Here is a 16,078-nt window from a genome sequence, read left to right as displayed (position 1 = left end):
ACAAGGTATTCGCTTTTTTAGCTCTGAATGACAGGGCATCGGATTTAAAAGAATGCGATGGATCGGGATCATCAAGCAGACTATGGACTCACTTAAAGCGATGTCTAAGAATAAAGCATCTGTGAATTTCTCATCCCTTTATGAATACGAAAAAAATTGAAGTTGGCAGATTCATCAGCTTCGTTTCGTGAATTAGAAAGCCTGAATCTGCAACTTAACGCCAATTTCTTGAAAAAGAGTCGAAATTCTACTATAGTTTATTTCAGTTATAATCAATGCGGATTTTGGTTATATGGAAAAGAAGTCCTGCAGAAAAAAGGTTAGCTGGTTGTTAGCTGAAAACAACGAAGTACGGAATTGTTCTTGAATGATGGCGATGATCCGCAAAAATTACTATATCTGAGATATTCTTTCAGAAAATCCAATCGCGAAGGGATGAAATAAGGATTAAACTAGTAGGGGCTGATTTTGGATGTAATCCTCAGACGGAAGATTGAATCACTATCCAAAATAGTCTGGAAACGGTTCTTTATGATTAGAAGTCGGTTAGTGTTTATTAAGCTGTCAATTAAAGCTTACTTTTTATGACAGCGCGGATAGTTCGTGTTTCCTATTGAATCAGAATCAAAAAGACGGATAAATTCCGCCGATCTTAAGCTAAAACTGAAATTTTTATTTAACACAAAAAGTAATCTTTTTAAGACAGAAGGAAGGGGGGAAGTTATGAGGAAGCGAAAATGGGGAGCGGCGGTATTTGCCATTCTGGGAATAAGTGTGGGTGCTGCTCTGTTCTTGAAACCGCAGTCCCAAAATATCGAGTCACCTTCACACCGCAAAGGCATGTTTGAATGGAAGGAAGAACGGATCGAACAGCTTGAAAATGTAAGCGAGCTTATCGATCAATTTCAAATCACGGACTGGTATCAGGAATTGGGCCTTCCGATAGAACCTAAAAAGACAGCTAAATTTGTAAAACAACTGCACGGACAAAATGTGAACGTCTATGCGCTGGTTGGGGAAACAGACTGGGGTTTTGAGTCAGAGGGTCAGTCATTGATTCAATATTTAGAAGAACTGGTGCAGTACAACAAACAGAGAATGCCGGCCGAACGATTTGACGGAGTGATGGTTGACGTTGAACCGTATACCCGTTCCCGCTGGAAACAAGATCCGGAAGAGAATATGAAAACTTATGTTTCCGGAATGATCGCGGCCTATCGATTTGCGCAGGAGCATGATTTGATCTTCATCGCCTGCATTCCCCGTCATTATGACGATCAGGGTTTGACAGAGCAGCTGGAAGTTTTGATTCGGGATGGCTGCGATGAGGTTGCGGTGATGGATTATGAATGCGGAGCGGAAGCTGAGAAAATCGAAACGGAAGCTCAATTGGCAGCGAAGTATGATAAAGTTCTGCACTGCATCCTGGAATTTCAGGAAGTTGGAAAACATGGGCTGACCGAAGATAAGACGTATCGGAATAAAGGCTTAACGGCTGCCGAAGCGGCTTGGGAACAAGTCGATCAAACGTTTCCGGAAATGCGGATTGTCCATGATTATCATTGGTCGATGCCGTTAATCGAAATGATGAGGGAGGAAAGCGAATGAACGAAGTGCTCAGACAGGAGCGAAAATTCCTGATATCTTTGACCCAGCGGGCGCGTTTCGAGGGCCAGCTGGATGCTCTTCTCCATCAGGATCAGCATAATATAGATCTGCAGCAAGGCGGTTATCGAGTACGTTCCTTGTATTTTGATACCTTGAATGATCGGGATTTCCATGCCAAGATGGACGGCGTTGAACAACGGCGGAAGCTGCGTTTGCGCATCTATCACCCTGAGGATGAAATAGCTTATCTGGAGATGAAGCAGAAGCAGGGAGCCAACCAGCTGAAGCGCTCATTGCCGGTGAGCCGTGAGGATGCAGAACAGTTGATTCAAGGAAATTACAAACCGCTTTTGCATTATCATGAAGCTTTTGCGGCGGAGTGCTATGCGATCCTGAACCGCGAACATTACCGGCCCAAGACGGTGGTTGAATATCGGCGCAAAGCCTATGTGCTGCCGGAAAACAGCATCCGGATTACGCTGGACAGCGATATCCAGGCCAATGAATTCCGCTATGATATTTTTGATCCGACGCTGGCGATGGCGCCGGTGCTGGATCCATGGAAAACAATTCTTGAAGTCAAATATAACCGTTTTCTGCTCACCTATATCCGTGATATCATCCGCAGCTGCAACCAAAGTGAATTGTCCGCCAGCAAATACTGTATGGCGCGGCGAATCGGGTTGCGATATACCGAATTTTATTAAAAGGGGGAATTTTTGATGAGTTCTTATTTATCGAATTTATTGCAGCAAATTGAAGCGCTGAATGCGGGCCAGATTCTGGCTCAGATTTTCATTGCCATGGTGTTGGGCTTTGTCATCTATCTTTCCTATTATCTGGCGCATGCCGGCACGGTTTACAGCCGGAAGTTCAATGTCAGTCTGGTCGTTTTAACGCTGCTGACGACAATTGTCATGACGGCTATCGGCAATAATGTCGCCTTATCGTTAGGCATGGTCGGCGCGCTGTCCATCGTGCGTTTCCGGACAGCGATCAAAGATTCGCGGGATACGGTTTACATCTTCTGGGCCATTGTTACCGGTCTTTCGTGCGGTGTTGGAGATTACATGACGGCAGGGCTGGGCGCGGCCGGAGTCTTTCTGGTGCTTTTGCTTCTGGGCCGGATCAAAAATGAAAATCGGATGCTGCTGATCGTGCGCGGCGCCCGCAGTACGGAAGAACGGATTATGTCGGTGATTACACATTATTTTGAAGGCCGGCTGGATTTGCGGGTGAAGAATACGACGCGCGATACGATTGAGCTGATCTACGAAATACCGCGGAAAACTTATGAGAAGAATTTACGGAAGATGTCGGGGATTGATGAAGAATTATATCAGATTGAACATGTCCAGTATGTGAATATCGTCGCCCAAGACGATGATATCAGCAGTTAATGGGGGAAGACCATGCGTAAACGGACAGCAGCGTGGCTGACTCTGGCAGCCGCGGTTGTAGTCAGTACGGCAGCTCAGCTGACTTTGGGGAAAATCCAGACGCGAGTTCATCAGCATCGGGAAGCGAGTCTGGTTTACGATCCGGAAACAGCACTGGACTGTGTTCAGGAAACGGAAACTTCAAAATATCAATATGACGAGACCGTCGTGGATATTGAAAAGCTGAGTACCCATCTGCCGCTGGTTGTCATCGAAACAGATGAAGCAATACCAGGCGTTCCTTATTATACCGATGACCAGTCCCATCGTCAGATGACGCTGACTTCCACCGGAGAAGAATTTCTGATCGGCAACATGAAAATCATCAATCAGGATGACAAGCTGAATTCACCGCAGGATACGCCGTCCTTAAAGACCCAGATCCGGATCCGCGTGCGCGGCAATACTTCCCGCTGGTTTGACAAGCAATCCTTTGCGATCAAAACGATCCATCATAATGGTGAGAATAAAAAAGTTTCCATCATGGGCATGGAGGCCAATCACGACTGGGCGCTGCACGGTCCTTTTCTCGATAAAACTCTGATGCGGAATTATGTCGCGATGAATCTGGCGGGCGAGCTGATGGATTATGCCCCTGACGTGCGGTTTTGCGAAGTGATTGTCAATCATGAATATCGCGGTGTGTATGTGATGATGGAAACCGTCAGCCGCGGGGAAGGCCGGATCGAAATTAAAGAACCCAATAAAACCCGAAACGTTACCGGCTATCTTGTTGAACTGGACAATGACACCCAGCCGGATCCGCTGACTCAAATGAACAATTTTACAAAATACACGCAGATTCTGCGGAAAAATGCCTTCTTCGATATCCGCTATCCGCGCAATGAAGCGCTGACAGCACCGCTGAAGGATTATATCGAACGGGATCTCAGCCGATTTGAAAAGGCGTTATATTCTTTTGATTATGATACGCAGCGCTATGGATTTACGAATTTTATTGATGTCGATGAGTTTGTCGATTACTTTATTTTGATGGAGGTCTTTGTACAGCATGATACCGGCAATCTGTCGACGTTCTTTTACAAAGACGTCAACGGAAAATTTAAGCCCGTTGTCTGGGATTTCAATAACAGTCTGGGCAATGTTTCCGACAGCTCTGACGATGATTATCGAATCCGTCAATTTGTTTCGGTGCAGGCTCCTTGGTTTACCATGCTGATCAAGGATGAAGGATTCATCAATCAGGTGATTCATCGGTATCGGCAGCTGCGTCAGGGAATTTTGAGTGATGCGCAGGTCAGTGACTACATTCAGTCGGTTGTTGATTATCTGGGCCCGGCCGTCGATCGGAATTTTGCCGTCTGGGGCTACAGCTTTGATCCGGAAAATCTGGATAAACGCAACAAGCTATCGCCGGAAGAAAAAAATCCCCGTTCCTATGAAGAAGCAGTGCAGCAGTTCCATGATGCCTATCTTGAACGTCTGGCCTGGCTTGACGAAAATATTGACGTGCTAAAGCAATACTGTCATGAATCGGCAGTCAAAAAGTACAATCATTAAGCCGGAAGGAGGAGGGAACTCATGAAAAAATTTATACTTGTCTGCACGGCGATCGTGATGTTCGCTGCCGGCTGGCTGTTTCTGGCTTCCCGCATCGGCATGACCTTTCAGTGGGAAAGTCTGCAGAAAACATCGGTGGAAACGTTTACGACCGTAGAAGGCAAAACAATCCTGGTGGATCAGGGGCAGGGGATGGAACCGTTTGAGATTCGCGGCGTGAATCTCGGCAGCGGGATTCCTGGCCATTTCGCGACGGATTATGCGATTGATAAAGAAACCTATCTGCAGTGGTTTGATCAAATTCAGGCCATGGGGGCAAACTGCATCCGCGTTTATACCTTGCTTCAGGATGATTTCTACAATGCGTTTTGGGAATATAACAAAGATCGTGAACAACCTCTGTATTTGATCCATGGACTATGGGTGAATGATTATACGCTGTTTTCCCATCGGGATGCTTATGATCCAGATTTTATGAATACGATGATTCAGGACAGCCGGACGCTGGTGGACATCATTCATGGAAATAAACGCTTTTCCTTAGGGGAAGGTCTGGGCAGCGGTTCTTACAACCACGATATTTCACAATGGGTTTTGGGTTATATTTTGGGTGTGGAGTGGGAAGATACCACCGTGGCGTATACCGATCATATGCAGGATCAGAAAAATCAATATCATGGAAAGTACATGACCACCACGGAAGAAGCATCGCCGTTTGAAGCGATGCTGGCGCAGGTGGGAGATAAAATTATAGAATATGAAACTCAGACGTATAAATCCCAGCGGCTGATCTCCTTTGCCAACTGGCCGACCACGGATCCGTTGGAATGGGATTCACTGGTGGAGTATTATTTCCGTAAATTTGAACAGGTGAATGTTGAACATATCAAGGCGACGGATCGCTTTCTGTCCGGGCAGTTTGCGTCCTATCATGTCTATCCCTATTACCCGGACTATTATGGTTTCATGGATGTCATGGGGATTGAGGTTGAAAACAAGCGGCAGTTTACAAACAGCGAGGGGGTTTTCAATTCGTACAGAGCTTATCTGACCACGCTGAACCAGTATCATACGATGCCGGTGGTCATTGCGGAATTCGGAGTGCCGACCTCCCGCGGCCGGGCCCAGAGCGACCGCAATACAAACCGCGCGCAGGGCGGAATGTCGGAAGCGGATCAGGCTGATGCACTTAAGACCTGTTATGAAGATATCATGGCAGCCGAATGCGCAGGCTCCATCGTTTTTACGTGGCAGGACGAATGGTTTAAACGAACGTGGAACACGATGGCCTACACCGATCTGAATAAAACTCCTTACTGGAGTGATTATCAGACCAATGAACAATTCTTCGGCGTGCTGGCTTTTGATCCGGGCAAGGAGGAGAGTGTTTGTTATGTCGATGGGGATGTCCAGGAGTGGACACAGGCGGATCAGGTACAACAGACGGCAACTCCGTTTGGACAGCTGTCGCTCAGCTATAAGTATGATGAAAAGTTCTTCTATCTGTATATCAATAAAGAAAATTATAATCCTGAGGTGGATAAGCTCTGGATTCCGATCGATACGACGCCGAAAACAGGCAGTACCCGCTGTGACGGGATTGCCCGGTCGTTTGCGCACCCGGCGGATTTCGTGCTGATTTTAGACGGAACTGATCACAGTAAGCTGATCGTGCAGAAACGCTATGAAGCGCTGCGGGCGATGTATTCCCATCGCGTTTACTTCGAAGACGCGTATTTGAATGAGCCGGAAAAAGAGACTTCTGAATTTGTCGACATCAAGCTCATGCTTCAAATTCCGGATGATCCGCATGATGAGCTGGCCAATACCAAAGCCGATATCGCTCAGACCTACGATACGGGACATCTTCGTTATGGCAATGCCAATCCGGACAGTCCGGATTTTGATTCCCTGGCCGACTTTATGATTGACGGCGATCACATTGAAATCCGGCTGCCATGGTCGCTGCTGAATTTTCTGAATCCTTCGGAGATGATGATCCATGACGATTATTATGAACACTATGGAATTGAAGGCTTAAAAATTGATGAAATCTATGCCGGAGTGGGACTGGCCGCTGACGGTACAACGCCGATTCCCATGACCGCGATGCCGCTGCAGGGCTGGGGCCGTTATCCTACTTCACATCCGCGTCTGAAGCAGGGGTATTATGCCCTGCAGGATATCTGGGCAGGAAAGTGAGGCGGTACGGATGATCATTCGAATTGATTATTTGATTTATGTCTACATGACGCTGTGTCTGTGCATGCTGGGCTACAATCTGTTTTATCTGGGAAAAAACAAATGGATGCAGAAACGGACAGAAAAGCAGATCCGGGATCAGACACGCCGATTAAAGACCTTTCTGTTATTTCCTGAACGTTCATCGCCTAAGGTGGATGATGAAATTAAGAAAAAGCTGACGCATACGCATCAGCTGATCGTGCTGGAAGGCACTGTCGAAGCGCTCCATCAGAACCCGCTGACGACAAAACAGCTGCAGGACTGGCTGCCGACGCTGAAGCCGGCCTTTATTCAACTGATTGATGTTTATATGAAAAAAAGCGTCATGGAACGTTCGTATTTTGCTTATCTTGTCATGCGTTTTGGATTGTGCGGCGAGGGGGCGAATGATCCGCTGTCCACGATGATGATTCAGCTGACCGCCCTGTCTTCGATCTATTGCCGGGAGAATGCTTTGATGGCTTTGTACGCTCACGGCAGTGTTGATCATATCGTCAAAGCTTATCGTTTAATGGCCCGGCATGAAATTGAACACAGCCGCAAGCTGGTGAGTGACGGACTGTTGGAATTTCATGGAGATCGGGAACAGCTTGCCGGGGCTTTATGGCAGAACTGGACGGAGTTTACACCGCATTATCAAGTTGCCTTCATTGATTTTATCCGCATGATTTCCGGCAACTTCCGGGAAGTGCTCATGCCGCTTCTGACCCAACCGGAAACAGACCGGGAAGTCAAGTTTGCCGTGATGCGGTATTTTCGCAAGTACCCTTATGCCCCAGCCGGAATAATTCTGCGCCAAACCGTCAGCGATTGGGAGAAGCAGGATTGGGAATATGCGGCCATCGCCGCTGCTTCTCTGGAAAGCTATCCGGGGAAAGACACGCTGAAAGCCCTGTTGATCGGGATCCAAAGCGATAACTGGTATGTGCGGGACAATGCTTCCGATTCCTTGCTTCAGCTGGCAGCCCCTCAGGTTATTTTGGAAATCATTCATCAGCTGAAGGATTCCTATGGCCGCGAAATGCTTCGCTATAAGGCGGTGAGCGCCGGACTTTTGCGGGTGCGGGAAAATTCGGAAGAACTGGAAGTCGCCGTGGGGCATAAGCCGGTCGGGCAGGGAACGAAAACGCAGAACGAGTTTCTGAATGCGTTCACTTTCTCAGAGTCATCCGCGGAAGAACTGCCGCCGCTGCAGAAATGGGGGACTGAGTGATGGTAGAGGCTGTTAAACTTTTTCTGTTTGGTGTCGATGTTTTTTTCGTTGCCTATTTATTTGGCTACAGTACATTTCTGTTTCTGTCAGTGATTGTCGGCTCGGTGTATTTGTATCAGAAACGCCGCGATGATGAGCTGAAAAATAATTTGAAGCGCAAATTCTTCATTCCCATCAGTATTTTAGTGCCTGCGCATAATGAGGAAACAACGATTGTGGATACGGTTTGTACCTTGTTAAGACAGGACTATCCTTTATTTGAAATCATTGTGATCGACGATGGCTCTGAGGATGAAACGGCTCAGCGCATGATTGACTATTTTCAAATGCAGAAGATTGAACGGCCGATTCGCCGTCAGCTGCGCTGCAAAGCGGAAAAAGCGATCTATGAAACAAAATCCAACAAGATTCAGCTGACCCTGATCATGAAAGAGAACGGCGGCAAGGGCGATACGCTGAATATGGGGATTAACGCTTCCCGTTTTCCCTATTTCATCTGCATGGATGCCGATTCCATGCTTCAGAAAGATTCCCTTTTCGAGATTGCCAAACCGGTTTTGGAAAATGATAAAGTGGTGGCCTGCGGTGGTCAGGTGCGCATCTCCAACGGCATTGAAATGGTCGATGGCGAGGTCACAAAATATTCGCTGCCGAAGCGGATGATTGTCGCGATGCAGGTTTTGGAATATGACCGCTCCTTTTTGGCCTCTCGGATTTTCATGGATCATTTCAACGGGAATTTGATTATTTCCGGTGCGTTTGGCCTGTTTCAGAAAAAGATGGTGATCCTGGCCGGCGGCTACGATCCTTCAACGATGGGTGAAGATATGGAACTGGTGGTGAAGCTGCACGTTTTCTGCCGGGCCAACCATCTGGATTACAGCATTCGTTATGCGCCGGACGCCATCTGTTGGTCACAGGGACCAGGAAATCTGCTTGATCTGATGAAGCAGCGCCGGCGCTGGCATATCGGTTTGTTTGAAAGTCTTACGCATTACCGCTATGCGATCGGGAAGAAAGAATACGGATTGATGGGAACCATTTCCTTCCTGTACTTCTGGCTGTATGAACTGATGTCGCCGTATATTGAAGTATTCGGCTTGTTTACGATTGTTTTGTCGTATTTCTTCAATCTCATCAATGTTCCGTTTATGCTTCTATTCTTTGCGGTGTATGCCGGATTCGGCTGTCTTCTGACCGTCATCGCGTTTTTCACGCAGATTCATACCCGGCATATCCGGCTGACGCTGCTTGACGTGATCCGCACAATTCTGTTAAGTGGTTTTGAGCTGGTCGGTCTGCGGTTTATCTTAATGCTTGTACGAATGAATGCTTTGATCGGTTACCGCCGAAAGAAAAATGTTTGGGGCGATCTGCAGCGCTATACTCATAACCGCAAGGAAACCCAGGAAAGAGAGGCATGAGGATGAGAAATACAGATCAACAGGAACGCCGCAAGTTAATTCTGGGCACGCTGCTCGGTTTGCTTTTGATTGTGTTTGTTTTGTTCTTTGCGGTGATCAGCCGGCAAAGCTATACGAGCAAAGAACGAAACGGAACGCTGAAAACCATGGCTGAGGAAAATACGGTCACCTTGGTGGAAAGCGGCCGGACAGTCTGGCGGTATTGGGACGCAGGTGAAATGCCGGCAGAGACGGATCCGCTGCAGTGGACCCTGCCGGATTATGATGATTCAGCCTGGAAATCGGGGATGGGAACGTTCGGGTCAGAATACGGCAGACTGGAAAAAATGGTCAACCGGAAAGCCCCGCGGAATCTGTTGAATTATTATCTGCCGGATCAAAAGGCGATTCCAGTGTATTATTTCCGCACGGAATTTGATGTCAGTGATCTCGGCAACGTTCGGTGTTTAACGGGTAAAATTCATTACGATGACGCGGTCATGATGTATTTGAACGGTGAGCTAGTCTATGCCTCCAACGTTCCTGACGGCGGGTATACGCCGCAGAATCAATACGGTTCCGCAGCCCGTGTCAATGAAGCGGAAAGCGATGCGTTTGTCATCAGCAATCTCCATGCCTTAAAACCGGGCCGCAATGTTCTGGCAATCGAGCTGCATCAGCGGGACGATTCCAGTTCAGATATTTATTTTGACCTGGAAACCTTGGAAACGTCCAGTGAATCATCCCGGACGCAGTCGTTGGATCTGAACGGCTTGATTCTGGAACAGGGCAGCGAATCCGGGCAGGTCATCGTCAACTGGCTGACGGATAAAAAAGGAACCTATGAATTAATCTGGGCTTCAGGCAAGGATAAAAATGCTTTGCTTTCCCCATCAGGCCGAAAATTAATGGGCGGTCAGAAAACGGGAGTTGGCGGAACATTTAGCTATCATGGTAGCTTAAGGGATCTGTCCGGCGGGCAGTCGTTTGTCTATCAGATTGTCGATTTGCAGCATGATCTGCGTTCAGAAGCTGTTGCCTTTACAATTCAGCCTGAACAGCCGCTGACTTTCGGATTTGTCGGTGATGTCCAGATTCGGACGGAGCATTTAGAGGAAAATCAAGCAAATTGGCAGAAAGCCGTGGAGACTTTAATCCAGCTGCGCCCAGATATGAGTTTCATTCTGACCGCCGGCGATCAGGTCAACAGCAGCAAGGATGAAAAAGCGTTGCAGGAATACCAGGCTTTTCGCAGCCCGGCCGCGTTAAAGCAGCTTCCGATTACCGTGAATATCGGCAATCACGAGGGCAATGAAGAACTGCTTGCCAGTCAGTTCCAACGGCTGAATAAAGGGGCAGATTATTATTATGAATACGGCGATACACTGTTTTATGCGCTGAACTGCATGGATGAGGATACGCAGGCTCATCTGGATAAGCTCAGTCAGGTGATCGCCCGTTCTGAACCGCGCTGGATCATTGTCACGATGCATTATTCCCTGTTCGGCAGAAAAGATCGTTCTGAGGATGAAAAAGTCATCGCTGCCCGGGAAGCCTACGCACAGGCTTTCTCTGATCTCAATGTGGATGTTGTTCTGTCCGGTCACGATCATGTTTACTGCCGCTCATGGCTGATGAAAGGGGCCGAAGCGACAGAGCGGGCAGAAGGGCTGAAGCGCCGAGGGGAAACGCTGTATGTTTCCGGAGGAACGCCGTCAGGAAGTAAATTTTATGAACTTCAGGGGGAAGCCCCGGATTGGATTGCTTATAGTATTCCTGAGCAGCAGGCAACGGTGTCGCTGATTACAATTTCCAAAAATCAGCTGATTCTGGAAACCTATTCGCAAGCGACTCAGGAACTGATCGACCGCTGTGAAATCCGGAAATAGCCGCAAAAAGAATTTTGAATGAGTCCAATGCAGCTTCGCTGCGCTCAAAGAGAAACCGGATTTATTCTTTAAATTCTGATTAAGCCATAAGAAAACCCGCCTGATAAAGCGGGTTTTTTTGTGGGAGCATGAAGCAAAGCGGTCAGGCGACAATCAGGATTTTGGTGAAGTAACAGATTGCCGCTAAGCCGAAAATCAAGATTAAGATTTGCGTTGACGTCAGCTTCTTCTTTTTAATCAGCCATAATAAAGCAGAAACCAGGATGATTGGAACAAGGTAAGGGGCGATATTATCAAACATTTCCTGCACCCGGAATACTTTATCCGCCTGCTGACCTTCAAGCGATATTGCGCTTGTATATTCCAAGCCAATCTGGATTCCGGATAACATGGAAGGAATAAAGCCGCCAAGAATAACGGCGCCAAACATGGTTACCAGTTCAATCCCGGAGGTAACCAAACTGTTTTTGGTCGTACTTTCAATCGCTTCCACACCTTTTGTATAACCGAAATCAAACAGCTTGGACTGGATGACGATCCAGGCGATCCGAACAAACAGGATTAAGCCTAACGAAAGCAGCCAATTGCCGGTTAACGCGAATTGACAGGCAATTAAGGTGGTGACCGGATTGATAATGACCCCGGCCAGCGTATCCCCCACCCCTGCCAGCGGTCCCATCATCGCCGTCTTGATATTCTGTCCGATTTCTTCCTGGCCCGCTTCCATCATAGCCAAATGAACACCGGTAATGAGCGGCGAGAAAATCGCGCTGGTGTTAAAAAATTGAATATTCTCGATACAGGCATGGCGTAATCCTTCCGGATCCTCGCGATAGATCTGTTCGATTCCAGGAAGCATCGCCCAGCAATACCCGGAACCCATCATTCGATCATAGGACCAGGTCTGCTGAATGCCGAATATATGCCGGATTTTAATTTTGCGCAGCAGTTCTTTAGTCAATTTCATCACCGACAACCTCCTCATTCTGTTTCATCGTTTCCTTTTTCAGCATCGCATAGACAGCACAAATCGAGGCTGCGGCAAAGGTCAGGCCGATAATCGTCGATGAAGTATAAGCGATCAGAAAATAGCCTGCCAATAAGAACGGCCAGTAACGCTTGATGTTGATCATGGACATCAGCAGCGCAAATCCCATGAGCGGAAGCAAACCGCCGGCTAAATCAAAGATTCCTAAAAGTACGGAAGGAATCATGTTGATCAGCGAAACTAATTGATTGCCGAACAGAATTCCGATAAAAACCGGGATTGCCATATGCGGTCCATTGGTAAGCAGGCAGTTGATCCAGAAGGAACGATTGATTTTCTGAAGATTGCCTTCTTCTGCCCCTTTAACCATGATCTGAACTAAGGCAGTACATAAAATTGTCGAAATGGATCCCAAAGCAATGCCGATCATCGAAGCCGGAATCGCTACCGTGGAAATGGCGATGTTGATGGCCTCTGAGGAAGCCAGTGCAGGATTGGAACGCATCATCAGAATGGCGACGGCGGTGCCCAGCACGGAACCCAGAAAATAATTGGGGATGGCAGCCCCGCCAAACGTGTACATGCCTAACGACATTAAGGTCAGAACCGTTCCGATGTAGAGCCCGAGCTGAATATCACCCAGGACAAGACCGGCGACAATGCCGCCTAGTATAGGTGGGTTGGATCCAATGGTCATGGTACTGACCAGCATTTGTTCAAAATACACGAAGACAGCCAGTATCAATGCAGCGAAGAATAAATTTTGCATCATGTTACCCCTTTCATTTGCGCCTTCATTTCACCATGATTTGAAGGAAGCGACAAGAGCCTTCAACGTTTTTTGACATTTTCACACATTGTCAAGAGTTGCTGAAAAAGCCTTTATCCAAGCCGGAATTCAATGTTTTCTTGGGTTTTTTGTGATGGGGAACAACTCGAAAAAAAACCAAAAATCGATATAATAAACTTGAAAAGAGGATGGCGTATGACATATAAAATTGCGGTCGTTGAAGATGAACTGATGATGAATCATCTGATATGTTTTGTTTTGAATAATGCAGGCTTTCAAACCGTTTCCTATCCATCCAAACGAATGGCGGAACAAGGCTTAAGTCAGCATTTTGATCTGTGGCTGCTGGATATTATGCTGGAAAGTCCGACAGCCGGTTTTGATCTGATGAAGGCAATCCGTGAAAAAAATCCGAATCAGGCGATCTGCTTTTTGTCTGCGCGGGATGATGAGCTGGATAAAATTACCGGCTTGGAAATCGGCTGCGATGATTATATCACCAAGCCTTTTTCCAAGAAGGAACTTGTGCTGCGGATTACCAACATCCTACGGCGCACGGCTTGTCCTCCGCCAGTTAAAATGAGTCCGGAAATTCTGCAGCGGGAACGACTGCGGGCTGATTTGCGCTCCCGGGAGCTGTGGTTTGATGATCAGCTCATCAATTTAACGGCCAAGGAATTCGATCTGATTTTAATGCTGATCCAAAATGATGGCCGGACGATGGACCGCAACACTATTTTACGAATCGTCTGGGACACCAATTATTATGGCAGCGGACGGGTGCTGGATGATACAATCCGCCGCATCCGGAAAAAACTGCCGGATCTGAAGATCGAAACTGTGTATGGGGAAGGCTATCGGGTCTGCGGTTTATGAGAAGTTCGATTCATGATCTCAACTTACTCCTGTTGATCTCACTGATTCTCTGTGTGTTCATGCTTTGTCATCCTCTGCCGCTGCCCGCTGTGGCTTTGACTCTTCTGATCATTCTGCTCAACAGTATGATTCTCTGCTGGATTGTCTTTCTGCAGATGGATATCCGCAAGATGCTGCTTTTTTGCCAGAAGGTCCGGGCCGGAAACTATGAACAGAAACCTGTTGTTCTTTCCCGTAACGATGAAATAGCGGATTTAAATCAGGAAATTGCAACGATGAAAGACTATCTGCAAAGCATGCACAGCGCCAAAAGTCAGATGATCCAGAATATTTCGCATAATCTGAAAACACCCCTGTCTGTGATTATGCTTTCCTGTGAAATGTTATTGGACGGTGATGTGGAACCCACTCAAGTTCAGCCCTATTATCGTCAAATTTATCAGGTTTCGGAGAAGATGCTGACGGAGATCCAGCGGCTGCTGGATCTGAATCGGATCAATCATTTGATTACGCTGAATGAACCGTGTACCCAGGAAACTCAAATGAAGGAGCTCATTGAAAATCGCGTTGAGGCCTTCGCACCCTTTATTGAAAAACGCAAGCTCCAAATCGAGCTCGCCTTGTATCCAGTGACTTTTAAGGGGAAGGCGGAGCATTGGGAAACGGTGATTGATAATCTGTTGGAGAATGCTGTCCGCTATGCTGAAACAACGATCAAAATTCGCTGTTATCCGCAATCTTTAGCCATATATAACGACGGCATCCGACTTTCTTCATCTATGATCCACAAAATTTTTGACCCTTATGTGAAGGGGGAAAAAGGCAAATCCGGTTTGGGATTAGCGATCGTTCAGTCCATTGCCGATCTCTATGATTACCGTGTCATCGCTGAAAATAAAACCTATGGCGTTGAATTTAAAATCATTGGAAAAGGAGCAGTAAAATGAAAAAGCAGGTTTGTCGTTGGATTGAGGGAAACCAAGAATGGGATAAAAGTGTTGAATGGAACCAAGGAAAAATCATATCCGTTGAACCCACAACAAAACAGCCGGACTTCATTGCGATGCCGGCTTTGATAGATCTTCATACCCATGGCTTTCGGGGATGGAGCAGTGAAGAATCGGCAGAAGATCTGCGACGATTGGCATTGGCCTATGCCGAACGCGGAATCGGCGGCTTTTGTGCTACGCTGGGACCGCGGCCCTTATCCTACTATCTTGAAGTGATACACGAGTACCGGAAAGCTTTTTCGACGCCGTATCCAGGAGCGCGGTTTCTGGGACTGCATTTAGAAGGTCCCTATCTGAATCCTGAAAAAGCGGGAGCGATTGATCCGGATACCATGCTGAAAATAGATTTGCCAAAACTGGAATCCTTTCTGATTCAAAGCGCCGGCATCGTTAAGATTATGACGATCGCTCCGGAGCTTCCCAACGCTTTGCCTGCGATCCGGCTGCTGAAGCAATATGGCGTGATCGCTTCGGCAGGACATACCGCAGCCAGCTATGAGCAATGTGAAACAGCGGTTTCCTTCGGACTGACTCAGGTTACGCATACATTTAACGCAATGGAAAGCCTGCATCATCGCAATCCGGGATTGATTACTTCCGCTTTAATCAATCCCAAACTGGACTGTGAGATGATCAGCGACGGCTACCATCTGCAGCTGCCGATCATGAAACTGCTGACACAGACGAAAGGAACTGAGCATATTCTCTGTGTTTCCGACAGCGGGCAGGACTCGGGCTTTGCCTATCCTGAGGGAACGGTGCTGTCTGATGGCTGTGTTCTTCATGGCGGAGCGATGGTGCAGCCCAACGGAGTCATTGCCGGAAGTACCTGTGATTTAAGTGATGCCTTGAAAATGTTCGTTTTGAAGTTAGGCATTTCATTACCCGAAGCTGCCAGAATGCTTTCTTTAAATGCCGCCCAAAAGCTCTGCTTAAAGGATTGGGGATCAACCCGAATCGGCAGTTCTATCGCCTGGAGCCTTTATAATCGGGATCTGGAATTTGTTGAAACGCTTATGGATGAACAGCTTTGTCTTCTAAAATAAAAAAGGGTATGGACAGGAATTTGAATTCAGACTGCAAAGTGGGCTGTTTGA

The 16,078-nt window shown here is 47.3% G+C and carries 13 protein-coding genes; 11 read left to right on the top strand and 2 right to left on the bottom strand.

Features of this window, described 5'->3' with window-relative positions:
- Nucleotides 1–723 precede the first annotated feature (723 nt).
- Genes MCG46_RS16610 through MCG46_RS16575 form a run of 8 tightly spaced genes read left to right on the top strand, consistent with a single transcriptional unit; the run spans nucleotide 724 to nucleotide 11,317 of the window.
- On the top strand, nucleotides 724–1,608 hold the full coding sequence (locus tag MCG46_RS16610; protein WP_240280973.1) for a hypothetical protein: 885 nt from the start codon (nucleotides 724–726) through the stop codon (nucleotides 1,606–1,608).
- Nucleotides 1,605–2,315 carry a polyphosphate polymerase domain-containing protein gene (locus MCG46_RS16605; protein WP_240280972.1) on the top strand — a complete coding sequence of 237 codons (711 nt, stop codon included), beginning with the start codon at nucleotides 1,605–1,607 and terminating at the stop codon, nucleotides 2,313–2,315. Before MCG46_RS16610 ends, MCG46_RS16605 begins: the two co-directional genes overlap by 4 nt.
- A 15-nt stretch (nucleotides 2,316–2,330) precedes the next feature.
- The gene (locus MCG46_RS16600) at nucleotides 2,331–3,008 is read left to right on the top strand and encodes a DUF4956 domain-containing protein (protein ID WP_240280971.1); all 678 of its coding nucleotides are present in this window, start codon (nucleotides 2,331–2,333) and stop codon (nucleotides 3,006–3,008) included.
- A gap of 12 nt (nucleotides 3,009–3,020) precedes the next feature.
- Complete coding sequence (locus MCG46_RS16595; RefSeq protein WP_240280970.1) at nucleotides 3,021–4,568, top strand: CotH kinase family protein; 1,548 nt, start codon at nucleotides 3,021–3,023, stop codon at nucleotides 4,566–4,568.
- Nucleotides 4,569–4,589: 21 nt separating this feature from the next.
- On the top strand, nucleotides 4,590–6,770 hold the full coding sequence (locus MCG46_RS16590; RefSeq protein WP_240280969.1) for a hypothetical protein: 2,181 nt from the start codon (nucleotides 4,590–4,592) through the stop codon (nucleotides 6,768–6,770).
- A gap of 10 nt (nucleotides 6,771–6,780) precedes the next feature.
- Nucleotides 6,781–8,025, top strand: coding sequence for a HEAT repeat domain-containing protein (locus MCG46_RS16585; RefSeq protein ID WP_240280968.1), 1,245 nt, complete (start codon nucleotides 6,781–6,783; stop codon nucleotides 8,023–8,025).
- Nucleotides 8,025–9,449, top strand: a complete 1,425-nt coding sequence (locus tag MCG46_RS16580; protein WP_240280967.1) for a glycosyltransferase family 2 protein — start codon at nucleotides 8,025–8,027, stop codon at nucleotides 9,447–9,449. Before MCG46_RS16585 ends, MCG46_RS16580 begins: the two co-directional genes overlap by 1 nt.
- A gap of 2 nt (nucleotides 9,450–9,451) precedes the next feature.
- On the top strand, nucleotides 9,452–11,317 hold the full coding sequence (locus MCG46_RS16575; RefSeq protein ID WP_240280966.1) for a metallophosphoesterase family protein: 1,866 nt from the start codon (nucleotides 9,452–9,454) through the stop codon (nucleotides 11,315–11,317).
- 142 nt (nucleotides 11,318–11,459) lie between these two features.
- Here MCG46_RS16575 and MCG46_RS16570 read toward each other — a convergent pair whose 3' ends face one another.
- Both MCG46_RS16570 and MCG46_RS16565 read right to left on the bottom strand, forming a co-directional pair.
- Nucleotides 11,460–12,284 (bottom strand): PTS system mannose/fructose/sorbose family transporter subunit IID, encoded by an 825-nt coding sequence (locus tag MCG46_RS16570; protein ID WP_240280965.1) that lies wholly within the window; start codon nucleotides 12,282–12,284, stop codon nucleotides 11,460–11,462.
- The gene (locus MCG46_RS16565; RefSeq protein WP_240280964.1) at nucleotides 12,271–13,077 is read right to left on the bottom strand and encodes a PTS sugar transporter subunit IIC; all 807 of its coding nucleotides are present in this window, start codon (nucleotides 13,075–13,077) and stop codon (nucleotides 12,271–12,273) included. Before MCG46_RS16565 ends, MCG46_RS16570 begins: the two co-directional genes overlap by 14 nt.
- Before the next feature lie 213 nt (nucleotides 13,078–13,290).
- Between MCG46_RS16565 and MCG46_RS16560 the strand changes: the two genes are divergently transcribed.
- The 3 genes from MCG46_RS16560 to MCG46_RS16550 are packed head-to-tail and all read left to right on the top strand — an operon-like array spanning nucleotide 13,291 to nucleotide 16,027.
- The gene (locus tag MCG46_RS16560) at nucleotides 13,291–13,971 is read left to right on the top strand and encodes a response regulator transcription factor (protein ID WP_240280963.1); all 681 of its coding nucleotides are present in this window, start codon (nucleotides 13,291–13,293) and stop codon (nucleotides 13,969–13,971) included.
- Entirely contained in the window at nucleotides 13,968–14,918 is a 951-nt protein-coding gene (locus MCG46_RS16555; RefSeq protein WP_240280962.1) for a sensor histidine kinase, read from the top strand. The genes MCG46_RS16560 and MCG46_RS16555 overlap by 4 nt, the downstream gene beginning before the upstream one ends.
- On the top strand, nucleotides 14,915–16,027 hold the full coding sequence (locus tag MCG46_RS16550; RefSeq protein ID WP_240280961.1) for an N-acetylglucosamine-6-phosphate deacetylase: 1,113 nt from the start codon (nucleotides 14,915–14,917) through the stop codon (nucleotides 16,025–16,027). The genes MCG46_RS16555 and MCG46_RS16550 overlap by 4 nt, the downstream gene beginning before the upstream one ends.
- Nucleotides 16,028–16,078: the final 51 nt, after the last annotated feature.

It is taken from the genome of Holdemania massiliensis, from assembly GCF_022440805.1.
Taxonomy (GTDB): Bacteria; Bacillota_I; Bacilli_A; order Erysipelotrichales; family Erysipelotrichaceae; genus Holdemania; species Holdemania massiliensis_A.
The sequence above is the reverse complement of the archived record's forward strand: the minus strand, read 5'-3'. Positions and strand labels throughout refer to the sequence as shown.

Bases quoted from the DNA above. Each gene is read 5' to 3' on its own strand.
- MCG46_RS16555 (WP_240280962.1), top strand. From the start codon at position 13,968: ATGAGAAGTTCGATTCATGATCTCAACTTACTCCTGTTGATCTCACTG.
- MCG46_RS16590 (WP_240280969.1), top strand. From the start codon at position 4,590: ATGAAAAAATTTATACTTGTCTGCACGGCGATCGTGATGTTCGCTGCC.
- MCG46_RS16575 (WP_240280966.1), top strand. From the start codon at position 9,452: ATGAGAAATACAGATCAACAGGAACGCCGCAAGTTAATTCTGGGCACG.
- MCG46_RS16570 (WP_240280965.1), bottom strand. From the start codon at position 12,284: ATGAAATTGACTAAAGAACTGCTGCGCAAAATTAAAATCCGGCATATA.
- MCG46_RS16595 (WP_240280970.1), top strand. From the start codon at position 3,021: ATGCGTAAACGGACAGCAGCGTGGCTGACTCTGGCAGCCGCGGTTGTA.
- MCG46_RS16560 (WP_240280963.1), top strand. From the start codon at position 13,291: ATGACATATAAAATTGCGGTCGTTGAAGATGAACTGATGATGAATCAT.
- MCG46_RS16585 (WP_240280968.1), top strand. From the start codon at position 6,781: ATGATCATTCGAATTGATTATTTGATTTATGTCTACATGACGCTGTGT.
- MCG46_RS16565 (WP_240280964.1), bottom strand. From the start codon at position 13,077: ATGATGCAAAATTTATTCTTCGCTGCATTGATACTGGCTGTCTTCGTG.
- MCG46_RS16610 (WP_240280973.1), top strand. From the start codon at position 724: ATGAGGAAGCGAAAATGGGGAGCGGCGGTATTTGCCATTCTGGGAATA.
- MCG46_RS16580 (WP_240280967.1), top strand. From the start codon at position 8,025: ATGGTAGAGGCTGTTAAACTTTTTCTGTTTGGTGTCGATGTTTTTTTC.
- MCG46_RS16600 (WP_240280971.1), top strand. From the start codon at position 2,331: ATGAGTTCTTATTTATCGAATTTATTGCAGCAAATTGAAGCGCTGAAT.
- MCG46_RS16550 (WP_240280961.1), top strand. From the start codon at position 14,915: ATGAAAAAGCAGGTTTGTCGTTGGATTGAGGGAAACCAAGAATGGGAT.
- MCG46_RS16605 (WP_240280972.1), top strand. From the start codon at position 1,605: ATGAACGAAGTGCTCAGACAGGAGCGAAAATTCCTGATATCTTTGACC.